Source organism: Mycobacterium sp. NPDC050041 (assembly GCF_049541695.1).
Lineage (GTDB): Bacteria > Actinomycetota > Actinomycetes > Mycobacteriales > Mycobacteriaceae > Mycobacterium.
In genome coordinates this window covers 69,318-88,746 of the sequence record NZ_JBMVDG010000003.1, presented here as the reverse complement: position 1 = coordinate 88,746, position 19,429 = coordinate 69,318, and the positions used below count along the sequence as shown (strand labels likewise).

Annotated in this window: 21 protein-coding genes; 7 read left to right on the top strand and 14 right to left on the bottom strand. The window is 66.6% G+C overall.

Annotation, left to right across the window (positions count from 1 at the left end; all coding sequences use genetic code 11):
* Positions 1 to 39 precede the first annotated feature (39 nt).
* On the top strand, positions 40 to 423 hold the full coding sequence (locus ACPCHZ_RS10855; RefSeq protein WP_423484780.1) for a nuclear transport factor 2 family protein: 384 nt from the start codon (positions 40 to 42) through the stop codon (positions 421 to 423).
* A 19-nt stretch (positions 424 to 442) separates the two neighbouring features.
* Here the strand turns inward: ACPCHZ_RS10855 and ACPCHZ_RS10850 are convergent, their stop codons facing one another.
* Genes ACPCHZ_RS10850 through ACPCHZ_RS10840 form a run of 3 tightly spaced genes read right to left on the bottom strand, consistent with a single transcriptional unit; the run spans position 443 to position 2,788 of the window.
* The gene (locus ACPCHZ_RS10850; protein WP_423484779.1) at positions 443 to 1,036 is read right to left on the bottom strand and encodes a PaaI family thioesterase; all 594 of its coding nucleotides are present in this window, start codon (positions 1,034 to 1,036) and stop codon (positions 443 to 445) included.
* On the bottom strand, positions 1,033 to 2,586 hold the full coding sequence (locus ACPCHZ_RS10845; protein ID WP_423484778.1) for an FAD-binding protein: 1,554 nt from the start codon (positions 2,584 to 2,586) through the stop codon (positions 1,033 to 1,035). The genes ACPCHZ_RS10850 and ACPCHZ_RS10845 overlap by 4 nt, the downstream gene beginning before the upstream one ends.
* On the bottom strand, positions 2,579 to 2,788 hold the full coding sequence (locus ACPCHZ_RS10840; RefSeq protein WP_423484777.1) for a hypothetical protein: 210 nt from the start codon (positions 2,786 to 2,788) through the stop codon (positions 2,579 to 2,581). Before ACPCHZ_RS10840 ends, ACPCHZ_RS10845 begins: the two co-directional genes overlap by 8 nt.
* Positions 2,789 to 2,911: 123 nt before the next feature.
* Here ACPCHZ_RS10840 and ACPCHZ_RS10835 point away from each other — a divergent pair, with 123 nt between their 5' ends.
* Positions 2,912 to 3,580 (top strand): PadR family transcriptional regulator, encoded by a 669-nt coding sequence (locus tag ACPCHZ_RS10835; RefSeq protein ID WP_423484776.1) that lies wholly within the window; start codon positions 2,912 to 2,914, stop codon positions 3,578 to 3,580.
* Between the two features lie 42 nt (positions 3,581 to 3,622).
* Here the strand turns inward: ACPCHZ_RS10835 and ACPCHZ_RS10830 are convergent, their stop codons facing one another.
* Positions 3,623 to 5,335, bottom strand: coding sequence for a 3-ketosteroid-delta-1-dehydrogenase (locus ACPCHZ_RS10830; protein ID WP_423484775.1), 1,713 nt, complete (start codon positions 5,333 to 5,335; stop codon positions 3,623 to 3,625).
* 99 nt (positions 5,336 to 5,434) lie between these two features.
* On the opposite strand from ACPCHZ_RS10830, the gene ACPCHZ_RS10825 reads away from it, so the two are divergent.
* The 3 genes from ACPCHZ_RS10825 to ACPCHZ_RS10815 are packed head-to-tail and all read left to right on the top strand — an operon-like array spanning position 5,435 to position 7,680.
* Entirely contained in the window at positions 5,435 to 6,574 is a 1,140-nt protein-coding gene (locus tag ACPCHZ_RS10825) for a Rieske 2Fe-2S domain-containing protein (RefSeq protein WP_423484774.1), read from the top strand.
* Positions 6,571 to 6,858 (top strand): ferredoxin, encoded by a 288-nt coding sequence (locus ACPCHZ_RS10820; RefSeq protein WP_423484773.1) that lies wholly within the window; start codon positions 6,571 to 6,573, stop codon positions 6,856 to 6,858. The genes ACPCHZ_RS10825 and ACPCHZ_RS10820 overlap by 4 nt, the downstream gene beginning before the upstream one ends.
* Before the next feature lie 9 nt (positions 6,859 to 6,867).
* Positions 6,868 to 7,680 carry an SDR family NAD(P)-dependent oxidoreductase gene (locus tag ACPCHZ_RS10815; RefSeq protein ID WP_423484772.1) on the top strand — a complete coding sequence of 271 codons (813 nt, stop codon included), beginning with the start codon at positions 6,868 to 6,870 and terminating at the stop codon, positions 7,678 to 7,680.
* Between the two features lie 3 nt (positions 7,681 to 7,683).
* On the opposite strand, the gene ACPCHZ_RS10810 is transcribed toward ACPCHZ_RS10815, so the two are convergent.
* From ACPCHZ_RS10810 to ACPCHZ_RS10785, 6 genes are all read right to left on the bottom strand, one after another.
* Positions 7,684 to 8,466, bottom strand: a complete 783-nt coding sequence (locus ACPCHZ_RS10810; RefSeq protein WP_423484771.1) for an SDR family NAD(P)-dependent oxidoreductase — start codon at positions 8,464 to 8,466, stop codon at positions 7,684 to 7,686.
* A 3-nt stretch (positions 8,467 to 8,469) separates the two neighbouring features.
* Positions 8,470 to 9,546 (bottom strand): hypothetical protein, encoded by a 1,077-nt coding sequence (locus tag ACPCHZ_RS10805; RefSeq protein WP_423484770.1) that lies wholly within the window; start codon positions 9,544 to 9,546, stop codon positions 8,470 to 8,472.
* Positions 9,547 to 9,659: 113 nt separating this feature from the next.
* Positions 9,660 to 10,604 carry an alpha/beta hydrolase gene (locus ACPCHZ_RS10800; protein ID WP_423484769.1) on the bottom strand — a complete coding sequence of 315 codons (945 nt, stop codon included), beginning with the start codon at positions 10,602 to 10,604 and terminating at the stop codon, positions 9,660 to 9,662.
* 4 nt (positions 10,605 to 10,608) lie between these two features.
* Positions 10,609 to 11,469 (bottom strand): SDR family NAD(P)-dependent oxidoreductase, encoded by an 861-nt coding sequence (locus tag ACPCHZ_RS10795; RefSeq protein WP_423484768.1) that lies wholly within the window; start codon positions 11,467 to 11,469, stop codon positions 10,609 to 10,611.
* Positions 11,470 to 11,474: 5 nt separating this feature from the next.
* The gene (locus tag ACPCHZ_RS10790) at positions 11,475 to 11,954 is read right to left on the bottom strand and encodes a nuclear transport factor 2 family protein (protein ID WP_423484767.1); all 480 of its coding nucleotides are present in this window, start codon (positions 11,952 to 11,954) and stop codon (positions 11,475 to 11,477) included.
* Between the two features lie 100 nt (positions 11,955 to 12,054).
* Positions 12,055 to 13,641, bottom strand: a complete 1,587-nt coding sequence (locus ACPCHZ_RS10785; RefSeq protein WP_423484766.1) for an acyl-CoA synthetase — start codon at positions 13,639 to 13,641, stop codon at positions 12,055 to 12,057.
* 217 nt (positions 13,642 to 13,858) lie between these two features.
* On the opposite strand from ACPCHZ_RS10785, the gene ACPCHZ_RS10780 reads away from it, so the two are divergent.
* A complete protein-coding gene (locus ACPCHZ_RS10780; RefSeq protein ID WP_423485342.1) occupies positions 13,859 to 15,700 on the top strand; it encodes a flavin-containing monooxygenase in 1,842 nt (613 codons plus the stop codon).
* Positions 15,678 to 16,565 carry an SDR family NAD(P)-dependent oxidoreductase gene (locus ACPCHZ_RS10775; protein ID WP_423484765.1) on the top strand — a complete coding sequence of 296 codons (888 nt, stop codon included), beginning with the start codon at positions 15,678 to 15,680 and terminating at the stop codon, positions 16,563 to 16,565. Before ACPCHZ_RS10780 ends, ACPCHZ_RS10775 begins: the two co-directional genes overlap by 23 nt.
* 23 nt (positions 16,566 to 16,588) lie before the next feature.
* On the opposite strand, the gene ACPCHZ_RS10770 is transcribed toward ACPCHZ_RS10775, so the two are convergent.
* The 4 genes from ACPCHZ_RS10770 to ACPCHZ_RS10755 are packed head-to-tail and all read right to left on the bottom strand — an operon-like array spanning position 16,589 to position 19,334.
* On the bottom strand, positions 16,589 to 17,209 hold the full coding sequence (locus ACPCHZ_RS10770) for a Dabb family protein (RefSeq protein WP_423484764.1): 621 nt from the start codon (positions 17,207 to 17,209) through the stop codon (positions 16,589 to 16,591).
* Complete coding sequence (locus ACPCHZ_RS10765; protein ID WP_423484763.1) at positions 17,202 to 17,549, bottom strand: hypothetical protein; 348 nt, start codon at positions 17,547 to 17,549, stop codon at positions 17,202 to 17,204. Before ACPCHZ_RS10765 ends, ACPCHZ_RS10770 begins: the two co-directional genes overlap by 8 nt.
* Entirely contained in the window at positions 17,542 to 18,486 is a 945-nt protein-coding gene (locus tag ACPCHZ_RS10760) for an alpha/beta hydrolase (protein WP_423484762.1), read from the bottom strand. Before ACPCHZ_RS10760 ends, ACPCHZ_RS10765 begins: the two co-directional genes overlap by 8 nt.
* Positions 18,483 to 19,334: an IclR family transcriptional regulator gene (locus ACPCHZ_RS10755; protein WP_264012179.1), complete on the bottom strand. Its 852-nt coding sequence runs from the start codon at positions 19,332 to 19,334 to the stop codon at positions 18,483 to 18,485. The genes ACPCHZ_RS10760 and ACPCHZ_RS10755 overlap by 4 nt, the downstream gene beginning before the upstream one ends.
* Positions 19,335 to 19,429 lie beyond the last annotated feature (95 nt).

Here is a 19,429-nt window from a genome sequence, read left to right as displayed (position 1 = left end):
TTCTGTGATTTCGCCGGAGACACCGATAGAGAAGAGTGAATGACGTTGTCATCGAACGACACCAACGAAATGGCCGGTACGATTCGACGCTACGTCGGCCTGCTCGCGACGGGCAGCGCCGACGAACTCCTCGAACTGTTCGCCGAAGACGCGACAGTGGAGGATCCGGTCGGTAGCGAGGTTCGCACCGGCCGACAGGAGATCCACCAGTTCTTCTCCGCCCTGGAGGCGATGGACCGCCAAACGGAACTGGGATTGCTACGGATAGTCGGGCAGGAAGCGGCGTTCGACTTCACCATCAACTTCAAGGTGGGCGACACCCGGATGTCCCTCCAGCCGATCGACACGATGACATTCAACGCTTCTGGCGAAATAACCTCGCTGCGTAGCTATTTCGCCCCAACAGACGTCACGTCGTCGTAACCGTCGCCGCTGCTCTTCGTCAACCGGCGTCGACGTCTCGGGGCCGGATGAAAATGCCCTGCGCGTCGACCGTGGCGTCGCCATCGCACAGGATGCGGCCCCGCGCATAGGTCTTGCGTCCCTGCTCGTGCTCGACCCACGCCTCCACCCGGAGCCGACCCAGCGGAGTCGGGCGGAGGTAACGCAGTTGCAGCGTGCCGGTGTAGGCGGGACGTCCCCGCCGGTGGGCGGTGGCGCCGAGCACGTGGTCGAGGAGCAGTGAGCAGACACCGCCGTGCACGTGGCCGACCGGCCCCTCATACGCGGCACCCAGGTCGACGTCGGCACTGACCTGGCCGGTGCCGTCGCGCTCGACGATGAGCGGGGGAGCGATGGCATTGCGTTCGCCGATCACCACATTGCCCGCTGTCGTGGGTCCGTGGGTCGCTAGTGCGTGCACGCCGAACGAAGCCGGCATCATCCGTTCCTCGAGCAGGCTCACAGCGGCAGCCACATGCGCTCGGGCGGCCTCTTGCGTAGCCGTGTCGACCTTGGTGCGGATGACCCTGTCGATCAGCACCCGTACCGACTCCGTCAGCGGGTCGTGTTCGCCGAGTTGGCCGTTGGTTGTCACCGCGATGCCCGGCCGGCCATGTCGAGAGCGGCGAGGTGGCTGAACAACAGCGACGCGCCGATCGGATTGCCGCCGCCCGGATAGGTGGTGCCGCTGACCGCCGCCATGGTGTTGCCTGCCGCGTAGAGCCCGGGGATCGGCGCACCGGACGTGTCGAGTACCCGTGCGTTGGTGTCGGTCCGCAGACCGCCCTTGGTGCCGAGGTCGGACAGCCCGAAGACCGCGGCGTGGAAGGGCGGCTTCTCGATCGGAACCAGGGGCAGCTCACCGCCGGAGAACGCTCGGTCGTAGGGCTCGTCGCCGCGCCCGAAGTCGGTGTCGCGGCCACTGGCGACCAGTGCGTTGTAACGGGCGACGGTGGCGCACAGCGCTTCGGCCGGCACGTCGATCAGGGCCGCCAGGTCGCCGAGGTTCTCGGCTGTGTGCCACAAACCGGCCGACCGATAGTGCGCGGGGTCCACCATCGAGACGTTGGTCGCCTTCACCGGCGGCGTCTCGCCCTCACGGTCGTCGTAGATCATCCAGAACGGCAACGCCGTGCCCCGAGCATCCATCTGAGCCAGCACCGCACGACCGAGCCGGTCATAGGGAGCGGACTCGTTGACGAATCGCTCACCGGTCCGGTCGACGAAGATGCCGCCGGTGAACCAGAGGGCGAAGGCGGAGCGGCCGTCGGGATGGGTCAATCCCGGCGACCACCAGGCCTGGTCCATCAAGTCGGTGTCGGCGCCCATGCGGATCGCCGCCTGATGCGCGGCGCCGGTGTTGCCGGGACACCCCATGCTGTCATTGGCGCGTCCCGGCACACCCCAGTACCGGCGCAACCGAGGGTTCTGTTCGAAGCCGCCTGCCGCCAGGAGCACTCCCCGCCGCGCGCCGATCCTGACTTCTTCGCCACCGCGGTCCACGACGGCCCCGATCACGGCGCCGTAGCCCGTGGTGATCAACTCGATGAGGGGCGAATTCAGATGCGTTCGTGCCTGAGGGAACCGGCTGAGCGCCCACAGAAACCGGCCGATGAGCGCCCGCCCCCCGGTGAGCATCGGCGGCGCCGGATGGCCCAGACGTTCGGTGTCGAGCGGACCACGGATGACCTCGGCCAGAGTTCCGAGTGCCGACGCCGACACCGGTACCGGCACGATGTGCCGCCGCCCGTCGGCGCGTGCACCCGGCACCGATCCGTAGTAGTCCGGCCACGGCAGTTCGGCGAACGCAAAACGCTCGTCGCGCTCGAGATATTCGATGAGCCTCGACCCGCCCACCACATAGGTCTGCTGCAGTGCGTACGGGGTTCGATCGCCGACCACGGCGTGGAAGTAATCGAGCGCCTGCTGCGGGCTGTCGTCGACGCCTGCTCGCTGGATCACCGGATTGCCCGGGAACCACATGCCCCCACCGCCGGAATACGCGGTGGTGCCGCCGAATTGATCAGTCGCCTCGACCAGGGCGACCGACAGGCCTTCGCGCGCCGCGGTGTATGCGCCCGCGACCCCGCCGCCCGACCCCACGACGACGACATCCACCTCATCATCGAAGGCGTCGTCAGGCATCGCCGGAGCCCGCCGCCTCCACGCGTCCTGCGAACCCGCCGAAGCCGCCCCGGAAGAACAGCAAGGGGTCACGCTGCGGATGAGCTCGAAGGGCGGTCACCACGGCGACGCCGGTGCAGAAGTGGCTCACCACCCGCCGCATCACCGCGGGATCGGGAGAGTAGTCCTCGACGCTCGTCTGAGTGGTCTCGCTGATCGTCATCACCATCCTGGCCGGGTTTGGAGTACCTCAACTGTCGGCGGACCACAACGCACTGGCAAGTGGCGCTCCCGATCAGCGGATGACGCGACGACCGCTGCGACCGGGAGTTGTTAGCCTGGACAAATGCCCTCGAGTGCCGACAGGCCGAAGGTGACCGCGACAGGCTGGGCCCTGCTCGGGGTGCTGTCGTATGAGGACGAGCTGTCGGGTTACGACATCAAGAAGTGGACCGAGTGGAGCTTGCGGTTCTTCTACGGTAGCCCGGCCTACAGCCAGATCTACACCGAACTCAAGAAGCTCGAAGAGCAGGATCTGCTCACCTCGCGGGTCGAGAACGACGGCGGTGCACGTAGCAAGCGGCTCTACAAGATCACCGAAGCGGGGTCGGCTGCGTTGCGGGAATGGGCCGAAAAAGGGCCTGTCGACCCGCCGCAGCTCAAGCACAATCCTCTGCTGAGAGTGATGTTCGGGCACCTGACCAATCCGGCCCGACTCAAAGAGATCATGCAGGAGCACGTGGCGTTCGCTGACCGGATGCAGCGCGAAGCCGCCGTCGAGGCGAAGTGGGCCGAGGTCGAACCCGCCTGGGCGTACGGACGTGTGGCGCTGCAGTGGGCCGAGCGCTATTACGCCGCCGAGCGGGAACTGGCGCTCAAAGTGATCAAGGACCTCGACGAGGCCGAGGAAGCCTTCGCGAAGGCGCAACCCGCTAGCGACAACGGGACGCCGCCCCTGCTGCGCGACTACTGGTACGAGATCGAGCGCAGAGTGCAGGCCGAAGAGCCGGAGTAGTCCGCCTGTTCACGCTGGTGCGTCTCTGATGCATCGGCCGCTCTACGTCTGGTGTTGTGCGGCGTCTCGGGCGGCGATGTACCCGTACACCAGTCCTTGTGCAATCGTCGCGCCTGCGCCCGGGTACGTCGTCCCGAACGCGTTGGCGGCCGTGTTGCCGATCGCGTAGAGACCGGGAATCGCGGTGCCGTCCTCGCGCAGCACCCGGGCGCGTTCGTCGGCGCGTAGGCCGCCACAGGTGCCGAGGTCGCTGAGCACCATCTTCACCGCGTAGAACGGCCCGCGGTCGAGCGCGCGCAGATTCGGATTGGGCGTCACCGTGAGATCTCCGTAGTAGCGGTCATAGGCGCTGCGACCGCGTCCGAAGTCTGAATCCTGACCGGCGCAGGCCATCTCGTTGAATCGCGCGATGGTGGTGAGGAAGTCGGCGGACGGCACCCCCATCCTGCGGCCGAGTTCGCCGAGATCGTCCGCGCGGTGCGCGATGCCGGCGTCGTACCACGATTGCGGAACGGCCATGCGAGGAAACAGTTCCGCCGCGAAGACATAACTGTTGCGGTACTGCTGGTCGAATACGATCCACATGGAATCGACCGGATTGCCGGCGCGCTCGCGATCGAGCACACACTGTCCGAAGGACATGTAGTCGGTGGCCTCGTTGACGAACCGGCTGCCGGTCTGGTCGACGATGAGTGATCCGGGGAGTGACCGCTCTGCCAGCATCACCTTCGGATCGGCGTCGGGCAAGGCCGCCACGGCGGGGAACCACCATGACTGGTCCATCAGATCGATTGCAGCGCCCACATCTTGAGCGACGCGGATCGCATCGCCGGTGTTGCTCTCCGCGCCTAGGCTGGCATGTTCACCCAGCGACTCGGACTGAAACTTCCAGCGCATGTCCATGCGGTGGTCGAATCCGCCGGCCGCCAGCACGACGCCGCGACGCGCCGTCACGGCGACTTCCCGTCCGCAATGGTCGACCACCGCACCCGTCACCTGGCCGCCGTCATCGGTGGTGAGGCGCTGCAGCGACGTCGTGGTCCAAACCGGGATGCCGGCCCGCAACACCCCGGCGAACAGTCCCGCCGCCAGCGCTTGACCGCCGGCGGCGTACCGCCGGCCCAACAGCAGGCCTCCGAGGCCCTGGCCGAGCCGCTTGATCACCACCGGCACACCTTTGCGCGGAACCCGTGACATCAAGTTCAGCCATCGGTAGTCCGCACCGGTGGTCGGCATGGGGATCTTGACCTCCATGACCCCGGGACGCAGTCGCGCGCGATGCTCGCCGAGCACCGCGGTGTCCAGCGGTCGGCACTCACAGGTTCGACCCGCCGCGCTGCCGCCCGGAAGCTCGGGGTGATAGTCGGAGTAGTCCTTCGCCCAGAAGAAGCGCATAGGTGTGGTGCGGCGCAGCAGGTCGATGGTCGAGTCGACGTGTGCGAGGAATGCGGTGGAACGCGACGAGGGCGCGGTGCCGTTCACCGCGGCGTCGAGATAGGTCCGCGCCCGCTGCTGGGTGTCGCCGCCACCGTCGCCGCTGATCACCTGGCTGGCGGGCAGCCAGAGGGCTCCACCGGAACGCGCCGTCGACCCGCCGATGTATCCGGACTTCTCGATGATCAGCACCGACAGCCCGTGATCCCTTGCGGCCAGGGCCGCAGCCATACCGGTGCCCGACCCAACCACCAACAGGTCGACGATGGTGTCGTTGACGGGCAGGCCCGTCGGGATGGTGCTGTGCGGCGCAGTGGTCACGAACCGACGTTAGGTGGCTCGGGCGGAGGAGGGCATTGCCTGTCCTGATGAGCGGAACAGCAGGTTTCTCGCTGCCTCCAACCGCGGTAGAACGGATCCATGACGCTACAGCCCGATGTCGAGGTGCGGCACATCGAAGCCGACGCGGCGCCGACACGCTTCGCCCGTGGATGGCACTGCCTCGGTCTGACGACTGAATTCGGTGATGGCCAACCCCATTCGGTCAGCGCCTTCGGTAACAAGTTGGTGGTGTTCCGTGGCGGTGACGGCAAGATCAACGTGCTCGATGCGTACTGCCGGCACATGGGCGGGGACCTGAGCCAGGGGCAGGTCAAGGGCGACGAGATCGCCTGCCCCTTCCACGATTGGCGCTGGGGTGGCGACGGTCGCTGCAAGAAGGTGCCGTACAGCAAACGGGCTCCGCGACTGGCGCGCACGGCGACGTGGACGACACTCGAGCAGGACGGAATGCTGTTCGTGTGGAACGATCCTGAGCGCAAACCGCCGCCGGAGGGCGTGACGATCCCGCGGATCGAAGGAGCCACCAGCGACGAGTGGACCGACTGGCACTGGTACACCACCGTGGTCGACACCAATTGCCGTGAAGTCATCGACAACGTGGTCGACATGGCGCACTTCTTCTACATCCACGGATCGCTGCCCACGCATTTCAAGAACGTGTTCGAAGGTCACGTGGCGATCCAGTACATGAACAGTGCCGGCCGGCCCGATATGCAGCCACTCGAGGGGCCGAAGATGCTCGGCACCACCTCGGTAGCAGGGTATTACGGTCCCTCTTTCATGATCGATGACCTCACCTACCACTACGAGAACATCGATCACCGCACAGTTCTGATCAACTGCCACTATCCCATCGACGCCGAATCGTTCGTGCTGCAGTACGGCATCATCGTGAAGAAGTCGGAGGCGTTGACCGACGAACTGGCGATGCAGACCGCGATCGGCCTTGGAGATTTCGTGAAGATGGGCTTCGAGCAGGATGTCGACATCTGGAAGAACAAGGCGCGCATCGACAACCCGCTGCTGTGCGAAGAGGACGGTCCGGTCTACCAGCTGCGCCGTTGGTACGAGCAGTTCTATGTCGACGCCGCAGATGTCACCCCGGACATGGTCGACCGCTTCGAGTACGAGATCGACACCACCCGCCCCCGGGAGGAGTGGATGAAGGTCGTCGAGGACAACCTGGCGGCCGGAGTCTCGGCGTCAAGCGCCGGATGAGCATTCGGCCGGACAACCGGCTGGACGACGCGCCGATGGTTCCGGTGACCTGCCGGGCCTGCGGGGCGGGCGTGTTGGCGCGCAAGAGCACCTGGGAGCAGACGAGTGTGCAGTGGAACGCCGCGGCGGTGCGGACATGTCCGCAGCGCCGTGCCGCCGAGGAGCTGGCTGCACACGGTCGCCCCCCAGTATTTCTCTCCTGCTCCGAGCTGACCCATTCGATCGTGGAAGCGGTGCGCGGAGGCCGATTGCAGATTGTCGACGAGGCGCCGGTCGCGCCTTAACCTCGCTGTGTGACTCACTCTTCTGACGCACCCGTCGCAGTGGTGACGGGCGCCAGCCGCGGGGCCGGGCGTGGAATCGCGCGGGCCCTGTCGAACTGCGGATGGCGGGTGTACGCGACCGGCCGAACCGTGGTCGAGACCGGCGACGAGGTGATCGCGGTACCGCTCGACCATCGTGACGACGCCGCGGTCGCCCAGCTGTTCGCACGGGTCGAGCGGGAAAACGGCCGGCTCGACCTGCTGGTCAACAACGCCGCTGCGGTGCACGACGCGTTGACAGGCCCGAAGCCGTTTTGGGAGAAGCCAATCGAACTGGGGGACATTCTCGATGTGGGCTTGCGGTCGGCGTACGTCGCGTCGTGGTGTGCAGCGCCGCTGCTGCTGCGCAGCAGTGCGGGACTCGTCGTGTTCACGTCATCTCCGGGCGCCGTCTGCTACATGCACGGCCCGGCGTACGGCGCCCAGAAAGCCGGGATAGACAAGATGGCGGCCGACATGGCAGTCGACTTCCGCGGTACTCCGGTCGATGTCGTGTCTGCCTGGATGGGAATCCTACTGACCGATAAGATGCGACAAGCATTCGGTGACAACGACGACGGGCTGCAGGCATTCGCGCAGCATGCGGAAACACCGGAGTTCACCGGCTACGTCGTCGATGCCCTCTTCCGCGACCCGGACCGGGCGGCACTCAGCGGCCATACCCTGATCAGTGCCGAGCTGGCGCAGCGCTATGGAGTGACGGACGAGGAAGGACGAACTCCGCCGTCACACCGAGAGATGTTGGGAGCGCCCCGGACACCGAGCGAGGTGATCGTCCGCTGACGTTCAGGCGTGGGCGCCGCCGTCGATGCGGATCTCGGTGCCGGTGATGAACGCTCCGTCTTCGGAGGCCACCATCGCGATGACGGAGGCGACCTTGGCGGGCTCGCCCAGGATGCCGCCGTCGTCCTGCGGCAAAATCGGTGTCTGCTTGGCCCACAGGCCGAGGTCGTAGCCCTCGGGCATCTTGTCCAGGGTGCTCAGTGCCAGCGCCGTGGACACGCCGCCGGGCTGGATGTTGACCGCGCGCAATCCCTGCTTCGCGTATTCGAGCGCGAGGCAGTGCGTGAACGCCAGGATCCCGCCTTTGCTGGCCGCGTAGGCCGCCATATACGGGTGAGCGAAGGATGCCGAGGTGGACGTGAAGTTCACGACCACGCCTCGGCCGGATTCGCACAGCGCCGGTAGTGCCTGGCGGGTCATCAGGAAGGTGCCGGTCAGATTCACCGCCAAGGTGGCGTTCCAGTCGTCGAGCGTGTGCTCGTGGGTGTGGGCGCACCGTTGTATCGCCGCCGCGTTGACGAGGACGTCCAGTCCGCCCAGATCGTCGATCGCGAAGCCGACCGAGGAGGTCACTGACTGCTCGTCCGAGATGTCGAGAACCGCAGTGGTCAGCCGTTTGTCGGTGCCGGCGTCGGCGGCGGCAGACACTGTCTGCGCCAAGCCGTACTCCGAGATGTCGAAGGCGACGACGGTCGCTCCCTCGTCGAGCAGACGAGCGACGGTCGCCTGACCGATGCCCGATCCCGCACCGGTGACGATGACGCGGCGATCCATGAACCGGTCCATCGGTCAGGCCATCTGGAACGCCGACAGCGGCGCCTCGTCGGGATAGATCGCCGGTCCACCGAGGTCGTAAGCGGCGTTCAGCGCACCGATGAACTGCGGGTCGTGCAGCGGCTCACCGGGCACGTCCAGTTTGATGCCCTTGGCGCGCAGGTCGTCGACCATCATGCCGATCGCGCGGTCGGTGGTCAGGTCGTCGGAGTGGTCCATGTTCTTCTTGAGCTCGTCGAAGTCGGAGAACACCTCGGCCGACCAGTGGACCAGGAAGCGTAGTTCGTCGGTGTGGTGCCGCGCGATCACATCGTCGCCGTTCTTCAACAACCATTGGTCGCGGTCGTTCGAGTCCCCGGTGAAGACCGTATCGAATGCGAGACCGGCCGGGACCTGCTGCTGTAGCGGGCCGTTGGCTTCACCGCGGTGCACCATCATCTCGTTCTGCACGACCACTCCACGGTTGTAGACCGGCGGCAGCAGACGCTGCGGGGCCTTGAGTGGACCGTCGGGCCAATAGGTGAACCCGCTGCTCTCGTCTAGTGAGAACCAGGTGATCACCTGTGCCATCTTGATCAAATAGTCCTGGAACAAACCAGATTTCCCCATCACACTGCAGAGCCACGTCGGTGCGTTCTCGTGGCGCACACCGCGAAAGCTGGGGGAGTCCAGGTGGCCGGGGTCGCGGTTGGCGCACGGGCCGTTGATGTTGAAGAGCATCAGCTCGGGCTTGGCGTATTGGGCGTTCCAGTAGCTCTTGGCCTGGTTCAGGAACGTCTCGTTGTAGAAGCAATCGTGCAGTTCCGGGTAGAGCACGGCGCCATAGTTCGCCAGGTAGCCACGGAACGTCGGGGTGAGGAACAGGTCGAGTGACGGCTCGAAACCCTCCGGGAATGCACCACTCATGGTGGCCATGAGTTCGTCGGCCGACGCGAAATGCTGCGCGATGATCAGCTTCCACGGTCCCTGGGTCCGCACCACGTCGAGCAGACGCTCCCGCTGGTCGTCGGAGTAGACGTCGTCGATCTCCCGCGGCGGCGAAGCGGGTCGCAGTACATCGGACAGATCCATGCGCCGATCATCAGTCAGCATCGGGTCTCCTCTTGTTCTTCGGACGCTCGGCATTGCCGCCGATCTGTCAATACTGGGGCGGTAACGGCTTCCGGTGAGCCCAACTGTCCGGTGATCGGGAGGTGAACACCGGCTCAGACCGACAGGGGGTGAGCGAACTTCGCGCGAATCAAAGCTCCAGTCTCGGCGATCGCGAGCCGGCCTCTGGCGGTGGCGTCCGAACGCATCAGGAACCCGTGATAGACGCCGGGATAGCGGGTCAGTGTCGTCTGCACACCTGCATCTCGAAGGCGCACCGCATACCGCTCTCCCCAATCCCGAATCGGATCGCAGGCCGCGGTCACCACAATCGCCGGCGGAAGTCCGACCAGCTCGGTGGCAATTGCCGGGAACCGGTAAGGGTCAGGCGGCGTGGTCACGCCACTGTCGGCGAGCTCGTGCATGTAGTCGATGTCATCGCGGGTCAACATCGGTGCGTCGGGCATGCTCACGATCGACGAACACATCATGTCGCGGTCGAGGCCCGGGTACATCAGCACCTGGCACCGGATAGATGGCCCGTCACGGTCGCGTGCGGCCAGCGACACCGCCGCCGCCAATGAGCCGCCGGCGCTGTCCCCGATCACGGCGAGCCGATCGGCGTCGACGCGTAGTGACTCCGCATTGGCGGCGACGTGTGCGGTGGCGGCGTAGGCGTCGTCGAACTGCGCCGGCGCCGGGGCCTCGGGCGCGAGTCGGTAGTCAACGGACACGACCGTCGCCCCACTGGCCGCGGCCAAGGCCCGAGCGAGAGGTTCGAAGGAGTGGTTGGAGCCGAGCACCATGCCGCCGCCGTGGAAGTAGACGAGCACGGGAGCGTCGGCGTCGCCCGTGGGGCGGTAGATCCTCAGCGGAATGGGCCCAGCCGGACCCGGCGCGACCCGGTCCTCGACACTGGACATCTCCGGCATCACATCAGGATGTGGCGCCGACTCGATGGTCCGGCGTACCTCGGTCAGGCCCCGCTGCCGCATAGGGGGGATCACTCCGAACGCCGCGACGCGCGTGGCGGCGTCGGGATCCAAGGCGTACTTGGACATCCCGTCAGTGCTTCGCGGAGTCGAAGCGCTGCTTGGTCTTCAGTACCGGTGCGCGCTGCGAGGTGAGCACGTCGGCGCGCTCGGCCATTGCCGACCCGACGTACTCCGGCTGGGTGAGCAGATAGAAACGCCCCTCGGCGGATTGCTCGAAGACCACCTCGGCCGCCGCGACGGCATCCATCGCCGCGGCTTTGATGTCGAGCATGGCGCTGCGTTGTGCTTCGGCAGCCTCGATGTCGCCGTCGGCGACGCCGCGGGCGGACTCGAAGATGTTCGACACCACCGCACCCGGCAACACCGCCTGTACGTGGATGTGATCGTGCCCCGCCAATTGCGTCTCCAACGCGAGGCATTCGGTGAGGGCCAGCACCGCGTGCTTGCTCATGATGTAGGGCGCCTGCAGCGGCACCACAGCGACACCGCCGATCGAGGACAGATTCCACACCCACGCCGGAGATCCGGCGGCGATCATGTGCGGCAGGAACGCGCGTATGCCGTTGAAGACGCCTGAGATGTTGATGTCGACGAGCCGCTGCCAATTGGCGACCGGGGTGTCCCACAGGAATCCGAACTGTTCGACACCGGCGTTGTTGACAAGCAGACGGACCGGCCCGGCGTCCCGGTAGGTCCGGTCGGCGAGTTCCTGCACCGCGTCGAAATCAGTGACATCGCAGACGACAGCAAGTGCATGTACGCCCTGCGCGGTCAGTTCGTCGCCCAGCGCGGCGATGGCGTCGCCGTCGATGTCGGCCAGGACCACCGTCATGCCGAGCTGGGCAGCGTGACGGGCAAGCCCGGCGCCGATGCCGGCACCGGCGCCGGTGATGACGGCGACACCGCCGGAGAAGGTCTCGCGGGCGTCCACGCCGCTCAGGCGCCCGCGCTGGCGTCGGCGGACATCTCCGCCAGCAGCACCGAATTCGTCGTGTCGAGGACCATTTCCATCTCGGTGAACTCGAGGCCACTCGCGCCGCGGCGCACCGCGACGTTGGCGACGCCGCTGGACACCGCGAACGGCACGAAATTCGTGATCTGGTTGACGAAGATGTAGAAGCGGGCACGGGCGGTGCCATCGTGGGTGCCCGTGCGGTGGATGTTGGTGGCGTGGTGGCGCAGCGGGTAGGGGCTCTGGCGGCGATGGTCGGTGAGCCACTCCATCACCGCGTCGCGGCCGTGCAGCTCGGGCGACATCAGCTCCTCGAACGGGCTGGCCCCGGAATCGCTGCGGGTGATGAAGCGGATGTCGTCGGCTTTCGCGGCCGCCATGTCGTCGTACAGCGCTTCGTCGTAGGCGTACCAGTAGCCGGAGACGAAGTCCTGGAGTTCAGCCAGGGTGATGTCGTTGCTCATGCCGACCAGTCAAGCCTCCTCGAGGAATCGGAAACAGGGGCGTGACCGGTGAGCGGAACACCATCAGCCGGCGATGAGGTTCCACAATCCGGCATCGTTCTCAGCGGCTGTGCTCGAGGCTGAACCGCCGGCGCAGATCGCGCTTGAGCAGCTTGCCGCTGGGGTTCTTCGGCAGTGCCTCGACGAAGAACACCTGCTTGGGAGCCTTGAACCCGGCCAGGTGCGCTCGGCAGTGCGCGATCACGTCGTGTTCGGTGAGGTCGGCCCCCTCGCGCAGCACCACCGCGGCGACAACGGCTTCCACCCATACCGGGTGAGCCAACCCGAAGACCGCAACCTCTTGTATTCCGTTATGGCGATAGAGGACTTCTTCGACCTCACGACTGGCCACGTTCTCCCCGCCCGTCTTGATCATGTCCTTCTTGCGGTCGACGACGTGGAGAAGCCCGTGCTCGTCGTAGTAGCCGAGGTCACCGGAGTGGAACCAGCCGGCACGGAAGGCTTCCGCCGTCTTGGCCGGGTCGTCGAGATAGCCGAGCATGAGATGGGGGCTGCGGTGGGCGATCTCGCCGATGACGCCGGTGGGCACCGGCGAGTCAGCGGCGTCGAGGATGGTGGTCTCCACGTTGAGCACCGGGCGCCCGGCGGAGCCGGCGTGCGTGTCCTGCTCGTCGGGGCCGAGCGCCGAGGCCAGCGGCGCCATCTCGGTCTGTCCGTAGAAGTTCCACAGCCGCAGGTCGGGGAGGCGTTCCCGCATCTCGGCGAGGATCTCCGTCGGCATCGCCGACGCACCGTAGTAGCCCTTGCGCAGACTGGACAGGTCGACCTGATCGAAGACCGGACAGCGCAGCAGGCTGATCCACACCGTCGGAGGCGCAAAGTAGTTCGTCACCCGGTACCGCTCGATGGTGCGCAGAACCGTCTCGGGATCAGGGAGTGCCAGGATGATGCTGGTGGCTCCCAGGTAGATGTCGGTGGCCAGGAAGTTGTCCAACTGCGCGCAGTGGTACAGCGGCAGGGAGTGGATCTCGACGTCGCTACCGGACATGGCTCCGGCCAGGATGGTGCTGACGTACTGCCACATCAGGCTGCGACTGGTGTGCATCACCGCCTTGGGCCGCGATTCGGTGCCGCTGGTGTACATCAGGCGCATTAGCTGCTCGTCGTCGATATGCGGGCGCGGGGCCGGGCTGTCGGTGTCGAGCCACGTGGCGAAGTCCTGCCATCCCGGCGGCGGGGTGGCCCCGTCGGGGGTCAGCGCCACCGTGGTGGTGACCGCGCCGCCGCGCCGCATGGCGTCCTCGGCGATGGGCGTCAGTTCGGCCTCGACGATGAAGCCGGTGACGTGGCTGTGGCCGAGCACGTAGGCGATCTCCTCGGCCGTGAGCATGAAGTTCACCGGCACCAGCACCACGCCCGCACGTGCGGTGGCGAACGTCAGCACGGCGTACTGCCAGCAGTTGTGGGACAGTAGCGCAATCCGGTCACCGACATCGAAACCGTTGTCGCGCAGCGCTGCTGCGGTGCGGTCGACGAACCGATCGAACTCTGCGAACGTCAGTGTGACCTCGCCGTCGATGATCGCGGTCTTGTCGGGTTGCCGGCGGGCCGACCGCCGCGGGATGTCACCGAGTGCGTGGCTGCGAGCCCGTGCGACCAGGCTGTCGGTGTCGGGGTCGCCTTGCATGAGGGCAGCCAAACACGGATCACGCCCGCTCACCGATCGCTGTCCCGCTCAGTAGGCACAGCCGGTGCCGTCACCGGTCAGCGGTTCGATACTCGGTGACGTGACGATTGACGCCGCAACCCCGACGACGCACGACGCCTCCCAGGTCGACCTCGAGGCGCTGAGGACCCACCTGCGGCAGGCGGATCCGGGCGTACTGGTGGCGGTGCTGGCACAGATGACCGATGACGCGTCGGTGCTCGACCGCTTCGCGCCGAAGATCTCGCACGAACCCGACCCTCCGGAGAAGAGGGGTGTCACCGACTCCGACACCATGGAGGCGATCGTGGCGGCTCTGGTGAGCGCCGTCGAAGCTCAAGCGGCACCGGTGCCCGTCGACGAGGTGCTCTTCACCCGACTGCTCCCGCTGGCCCTCGGTTCGGAAGTCGACGACGAGTTCGTGCCGCTGCTGCTCGAGCAGGGCGGCTTCCAGCTGTCACAACCGACGCTTCCCCGTGATGTGCCGATTCCGGCCACCACAACGGTCGCCATCATCGGGGCTGGTATCGCCGGCATCGTGACCGCGCTCGCCGCCGCGGATGCGGGCGTGACCTACGACATCTTCGACCGCAACGATGAAGTCGGCGGTACCTGGTTGACGACCACCTATCCGGGCATCGGGGTGGACACCCCGTCGGCGTACTACTCGCTGTCACGCGAGGTCAACCCGGACTGGTCGAACTACTACCCGCAGGGCGCGGAATACCAGGGCTATCTCGTATCACTTGCCGACCGGCACGGGCTCCGCGAGCACACGCGGTTCGGTACCGAAGTCGAGGCGCTGTGGTGGGACGAGGACCGCCGGCAGTGGGAGATCCACTCGGTGACTCGCGATGGTCACCGCGAGGTGAGTCACGCCCGCGTGGTCATCACCGCTGCGGGCTACCTGAATCGACCTCGCTGGCCGGACCTTCCCGGCCGCGAGAGTTTCGCCGGTGTCAGCGTGCACTCCGCGCGGTGGGATTCGACCTTGGACCTGACCGGCAAGCGGGTGGCGATCATCGGGGCCGGTTGCACAGCGGTGCAGATCGTCGATGCCTGTGTCCATCAGGTCGACCATCTGACCGTGTTCCAGCGGCAGCCGCACTGGGTGGCACCGCGCAAACGGCTCTCCGACGACGTCCCGGAGTTCCGTCGTTTTCTCGGACGACACCTGCCGTACTACGCCAACTGGCATCGCCTGAAGTCGTACTGGGGTACCGCGGACAACAATCATCCCGTGATCCTGCGAGACCCGGAGTGGGCCGCCGAGCATCTGTCGATCTCTCCGGCGAACGACGTGCTGTTGCAGATGTGCACGGAGTACATCAACCGGATGTTCGGTGAGGGAACAGAACTGGCGAAGAAGGTCACGCCGGATTTCGCGCCGTACGGCAAGCGCATCATCCGCGATCCGGGCGGCTACTATGCCGCGCTGACTCGCGATCACGTCGACGTGGAGGCCAGTGAGCCCGCCGCGGTCAACGCAGAAGGAATCGTCACGCAGGACGGTCGACAGATCGACCTCGATGTGATCATCTACGCCACGGGCTATCACCTCGACTTCCTGTCGACAGTGGACATCCGCGGACGCGACGGGCGCACGCTGCGTGACGAGTGGGGCGACAGTCCTCGCGCGTACCGCGGCGGCACCGTGCCCGGCTTTCCGAACCTGTTCATCACCTCGGCGCCCAACTACAGCCCGGGCCATGGTGCCGGCGCGAACTTCTCGATGGAGGTGCTCGCGCACTACATCGTGGAGTGCCTTCAATTGATGGCCCTGCGCGGCGCGACGACGATGGAAGTGACGCAGCAGGCCTACGACGACTACGTGGCGCAGATCGACGACGCCATGTCGCGCACAGTGTGGTGCCACACCCCTAACGCGCACACCTACTACCGGTCGGGCTCGGGACGGGTGGTCGTGTCCACTCCGTGGCGTCTGGTCGACGTCTGGCATCAGCACCGGGCGCCGATCGAGGAGCATTTCGTATTGCACGGTCAACAAGGAGCATCAGGTGGCGCACCTGCTACGGGGTAAGACGGCGCTGGTCACGGGCAGCAGCCGCGGGATCGGACGCGCCATTGCCCAGCGACTGGCCGCCGAGGGCGCCACGGTCGTGGTGACCGCGCGTTCCTACACGCCGTCACCCTCGGTGCGCGGGGGAGGGGCGACGGCGCTGCCCGGGACGATCGGCGAGACGATTGCGCTCATCGAGGCGGCAGGTGGCACGGCCATCGGCTTGGCGGCCGACCTCGAAGACACCGTGCAGCGAGAAGCACTGATACCGAACGTCATCGAACACACCGGTCGACTCGACATCCTGGTCAACAATGCCGGCTATGCCGACTACTCGGTCATCGAGAAGATGGCGACGGACACGTTCGACCGCACTGTCGAGCACTACCTTCGCACGCCCTTCATCCTGTCGCAGGCCGCGATTCCGCACATGCGCCGCCGTGGTGGCGGGTGGATCATCAACATCGGCTCGGTCACCGGCATGGCGCCGGTGCGGCCGTTCCGCGAGTACAACAAGAGTTCTGGCGACGTGGTGTACGCCTCGCTGAAAGCGGCACTTCACCGCTTCGCCCAGGGCCTGGCGGCCGAACTGGTCGACGACAACATCGCCGTCAACTGCGTCGGCCCGTCGACGGCCGTGCGCACGCCGGGTGCATCCGACCTCATTCCCGAAACCTTCCCGACCGAGCCCGTCGAGTACCTGGCGGAGACGGTGCTGGCCATGAGCCACCTGCCGGCGGCGGAACGCACCGGACTGGTCGCATTCAGCCTGCATTACCCGTGGTCGCAGCATTTGCCGGTGCACACCCTCGACGGGACGGGTCTACTGCCCCCGTTGGAGCCGCCGGCGACGGCGAATCCGAACATCCTCCCGGCCGGGGTCTGATCGCGACAGCGCCGCACATAGATTCAGTTCTCGACGTTCCGGCAGAAGCTGTGGCAGACGCGTTCCCTGACAATCGCTTCCGGGCACTCCGGGTCGAACCAGCGATCGACACGTGCCCAGTGGACGGGGTGCATCAGGTAGGGGCCCATCAAGCCGTCGAGGTCGGTGAATTCCTGCTCGAACACGTGCGTCCACGGCGAGGCTCCAACGGCCTCCTCGACGCGGCTGAGTTGCCATGACTGGATGGTGCGGACGTAGCGTGGGAGCAGGCGTAGGTCGTCTTCGAATTGCTGGACGACCATGTCGTCGGTGCCGGGGCGCACCCGCAGCAGCAGCGTGCGGTACACGGTGCCGGTTCCATCGGCACTCGCGACGGGGACACCGTCGTAGCTGGCGCCGTTGTAGTGCCGTACCGCCGGGTCGCCGAGCAGTACGTCGATCGCGGCGATTCCCTCCGCGCGGGCGTCGGAACCGGGGAATCTGAGGTGGACGAGGATGTCTCCGCCGTTCCGCACACCCGGCAGCGTCGGCTGCACGAGTGCCCGTTGGGCGCCGATTCCGCGGGCGCAGCCGCGCAGTTGGTCGAGCAACCGGTCCCGCTGCGTTTCGTCGGCTGTCTCGACCAGCCGGATGACGCTAGACATCGCAGAGGGCGTCCACGTCAGCGGCGGCGGCGGCCACGCTGCGGCTGCGCTCGAGAATCAGATCGCCGATGCTCTCCCACCATTCACCGATCGCCGGATCCGGGCGGCCCTGCCACGTCATCTCCCACCACGCCTGCGCGCTGGGCAGTGACCACGTCGCGGTGACCGTATTCGGATGGTCCTCGAACCAGATGGGGGGACTGACCAACACATGCTCCAGCGTCATACCGCGGCTGCGGGCACCCGGTCCATATCCGGCGAGGTAGGCGTCGACGAAGCGCCGTGCGCACCCCGGCCGGGTGACCACGCGGTCGACGACGTACACCGCACCGTCACCCACGCGCCGCTACTCCCGCCATGAGACTCGCTGCCTGCTCGCACAATCGAGCCCGCGCCGTCTGAGCGATCGTGAACCTGGGCATTGTCATGAACCCGTGAATGCCGCCTTCGAACGTCTCCACCACGGTCGGCACTCCGGCCGCGGTGAGCGCTGCGCCGTAGGCCAGACCCTCGTCGCGCAGCGGATCGTGTCCCGCGATCACGACCACCGCCGGCGGCAGCCCGTGCAGATCGGCGTGCAACGGGGAGGCGTAGGGGTCGGTGCGGTCCGCCTCGTCGGGCACGTACTGGTCCCAGTACCAGCGCAGCGCGGACTCGGGATTGTAGAAGCCGCTCCCGTAGCGCTGGTAGGACTCCGTAGTGAAGTCGGGCGTGATCATCGGATAGATCAGCAGCTGGGCGCAGAGTGCAGGTCCCCCGCGGTCGCGAGACATCAGGGCGGTCACCGTGGCGAGGTTGCCGCCGGCGCTGTCGCCGCCCACCGCGATGCGGCCGGTATCGACGCCGAGTTCGATGCAGTTGTCGGTGATCCACCGGGTGACGGCGTAGACGTCGTCCGCCGCCGCCGGCCACGGATGCTCGGGTGCGAGGCGGTAGTCGACCGACACCACCACCGCGCCGAGTCGGTTGGCCAGGTCGCGGCACAGCCCGTCGTGGCTGTCGAGGTCGCAGAACACGAATCCGCCACCATGGGCGTAGACGAGGCCCGGTAGCAATCCGGCCGCGGCTTCGGCCGGGTGGTACGCCCGAACCGCAATGGCGCCACCTGGACCGTCGACGATGCGATCCGTGGCACTGCCGACCGGTTCCGGTTGGGCCGGTGCGACGAAACGCGATCGGATGATGGCGCGCGCCTGTTCACCGGTCATCGTCTCGACGGCCGGGAATCCGCTGTCGAGAGTGTCGATGATCTCGGCGATTTGCGAGTCGAGCGTCATGCGAGCTGCAGGGCGGCCGACTCGTGCAGCGGACGGTGCGCAGGCCCGCCGCGCAGCGGGCGCACCTGCTGCAGCGTGGGAGCGACGCGCTGCGGCCCGCCTTCCACGTTGCGCCAGATGCCCATGGCGGTCATCCGCACCGGTGCGGCGAGGCGCTGGTCGAAAGCCATTCGGCTCATCGGCCCGCACACCGACAGTGCAGCGACGGCGTCACCGGGGGCCCCGATCGGCGCTGCGACACAGCCGAATCCGCTCAGCGCCTCTTCCCGGTCGAAGGCGACCCCGTGCGCCCGGACCTTGGCCAGATCGCCGGCGAGTTGGGCGGCGCTTCCGATGGAGTACCGGGTGCGCCGATTCGACAGGTCGACCTCGTCGCTTGCGTCGGCGTTGTACGCCAGCATCGCCTTGCCGATCGCGGTGCAGTGCGCCGCCTGGCGGCCGCCGACACGGCTGGGTAGTGCGGCGGCCATGCGATCGCCGATCTTCTCGAGGTACACCACGTCGGCGCCGTCCAACACCGCCAGGTGCACGACCAGGCCGGTGGCGCGGTGCAGGTCGTGCAGCAGGGGGGCGGCGGCGCGGTGCAGCCGGTCCTGGTGAACGGCCAGCGAGCCGAGTTCGACCAGCCGCATTCCGAGTTCGTAGTCACGACCGCTGCGGCGCAGCCACCGCAGCTGTACGAGGCGCTCGAGCATGCGGTGCGCCGACGATCGGGGCAACCCGGTGCGACGGACGATCTGAGCCAGCGTCAGTCTGCCCGGGCCGTCGAACGCGTCGAGCACCAACGACACCCGATCGATGACCGCGCTGGGCGTGGTGGATTCCTGGGTGACGGGGGCTGCAGTCATGACATCTCCTCGCTGAATGTGCAAGCACATATGCCTAATAGGAATATGCCTGTTTGTACCACATCAGAGTGGGCCGTGTCACACAAAGAGTGTCG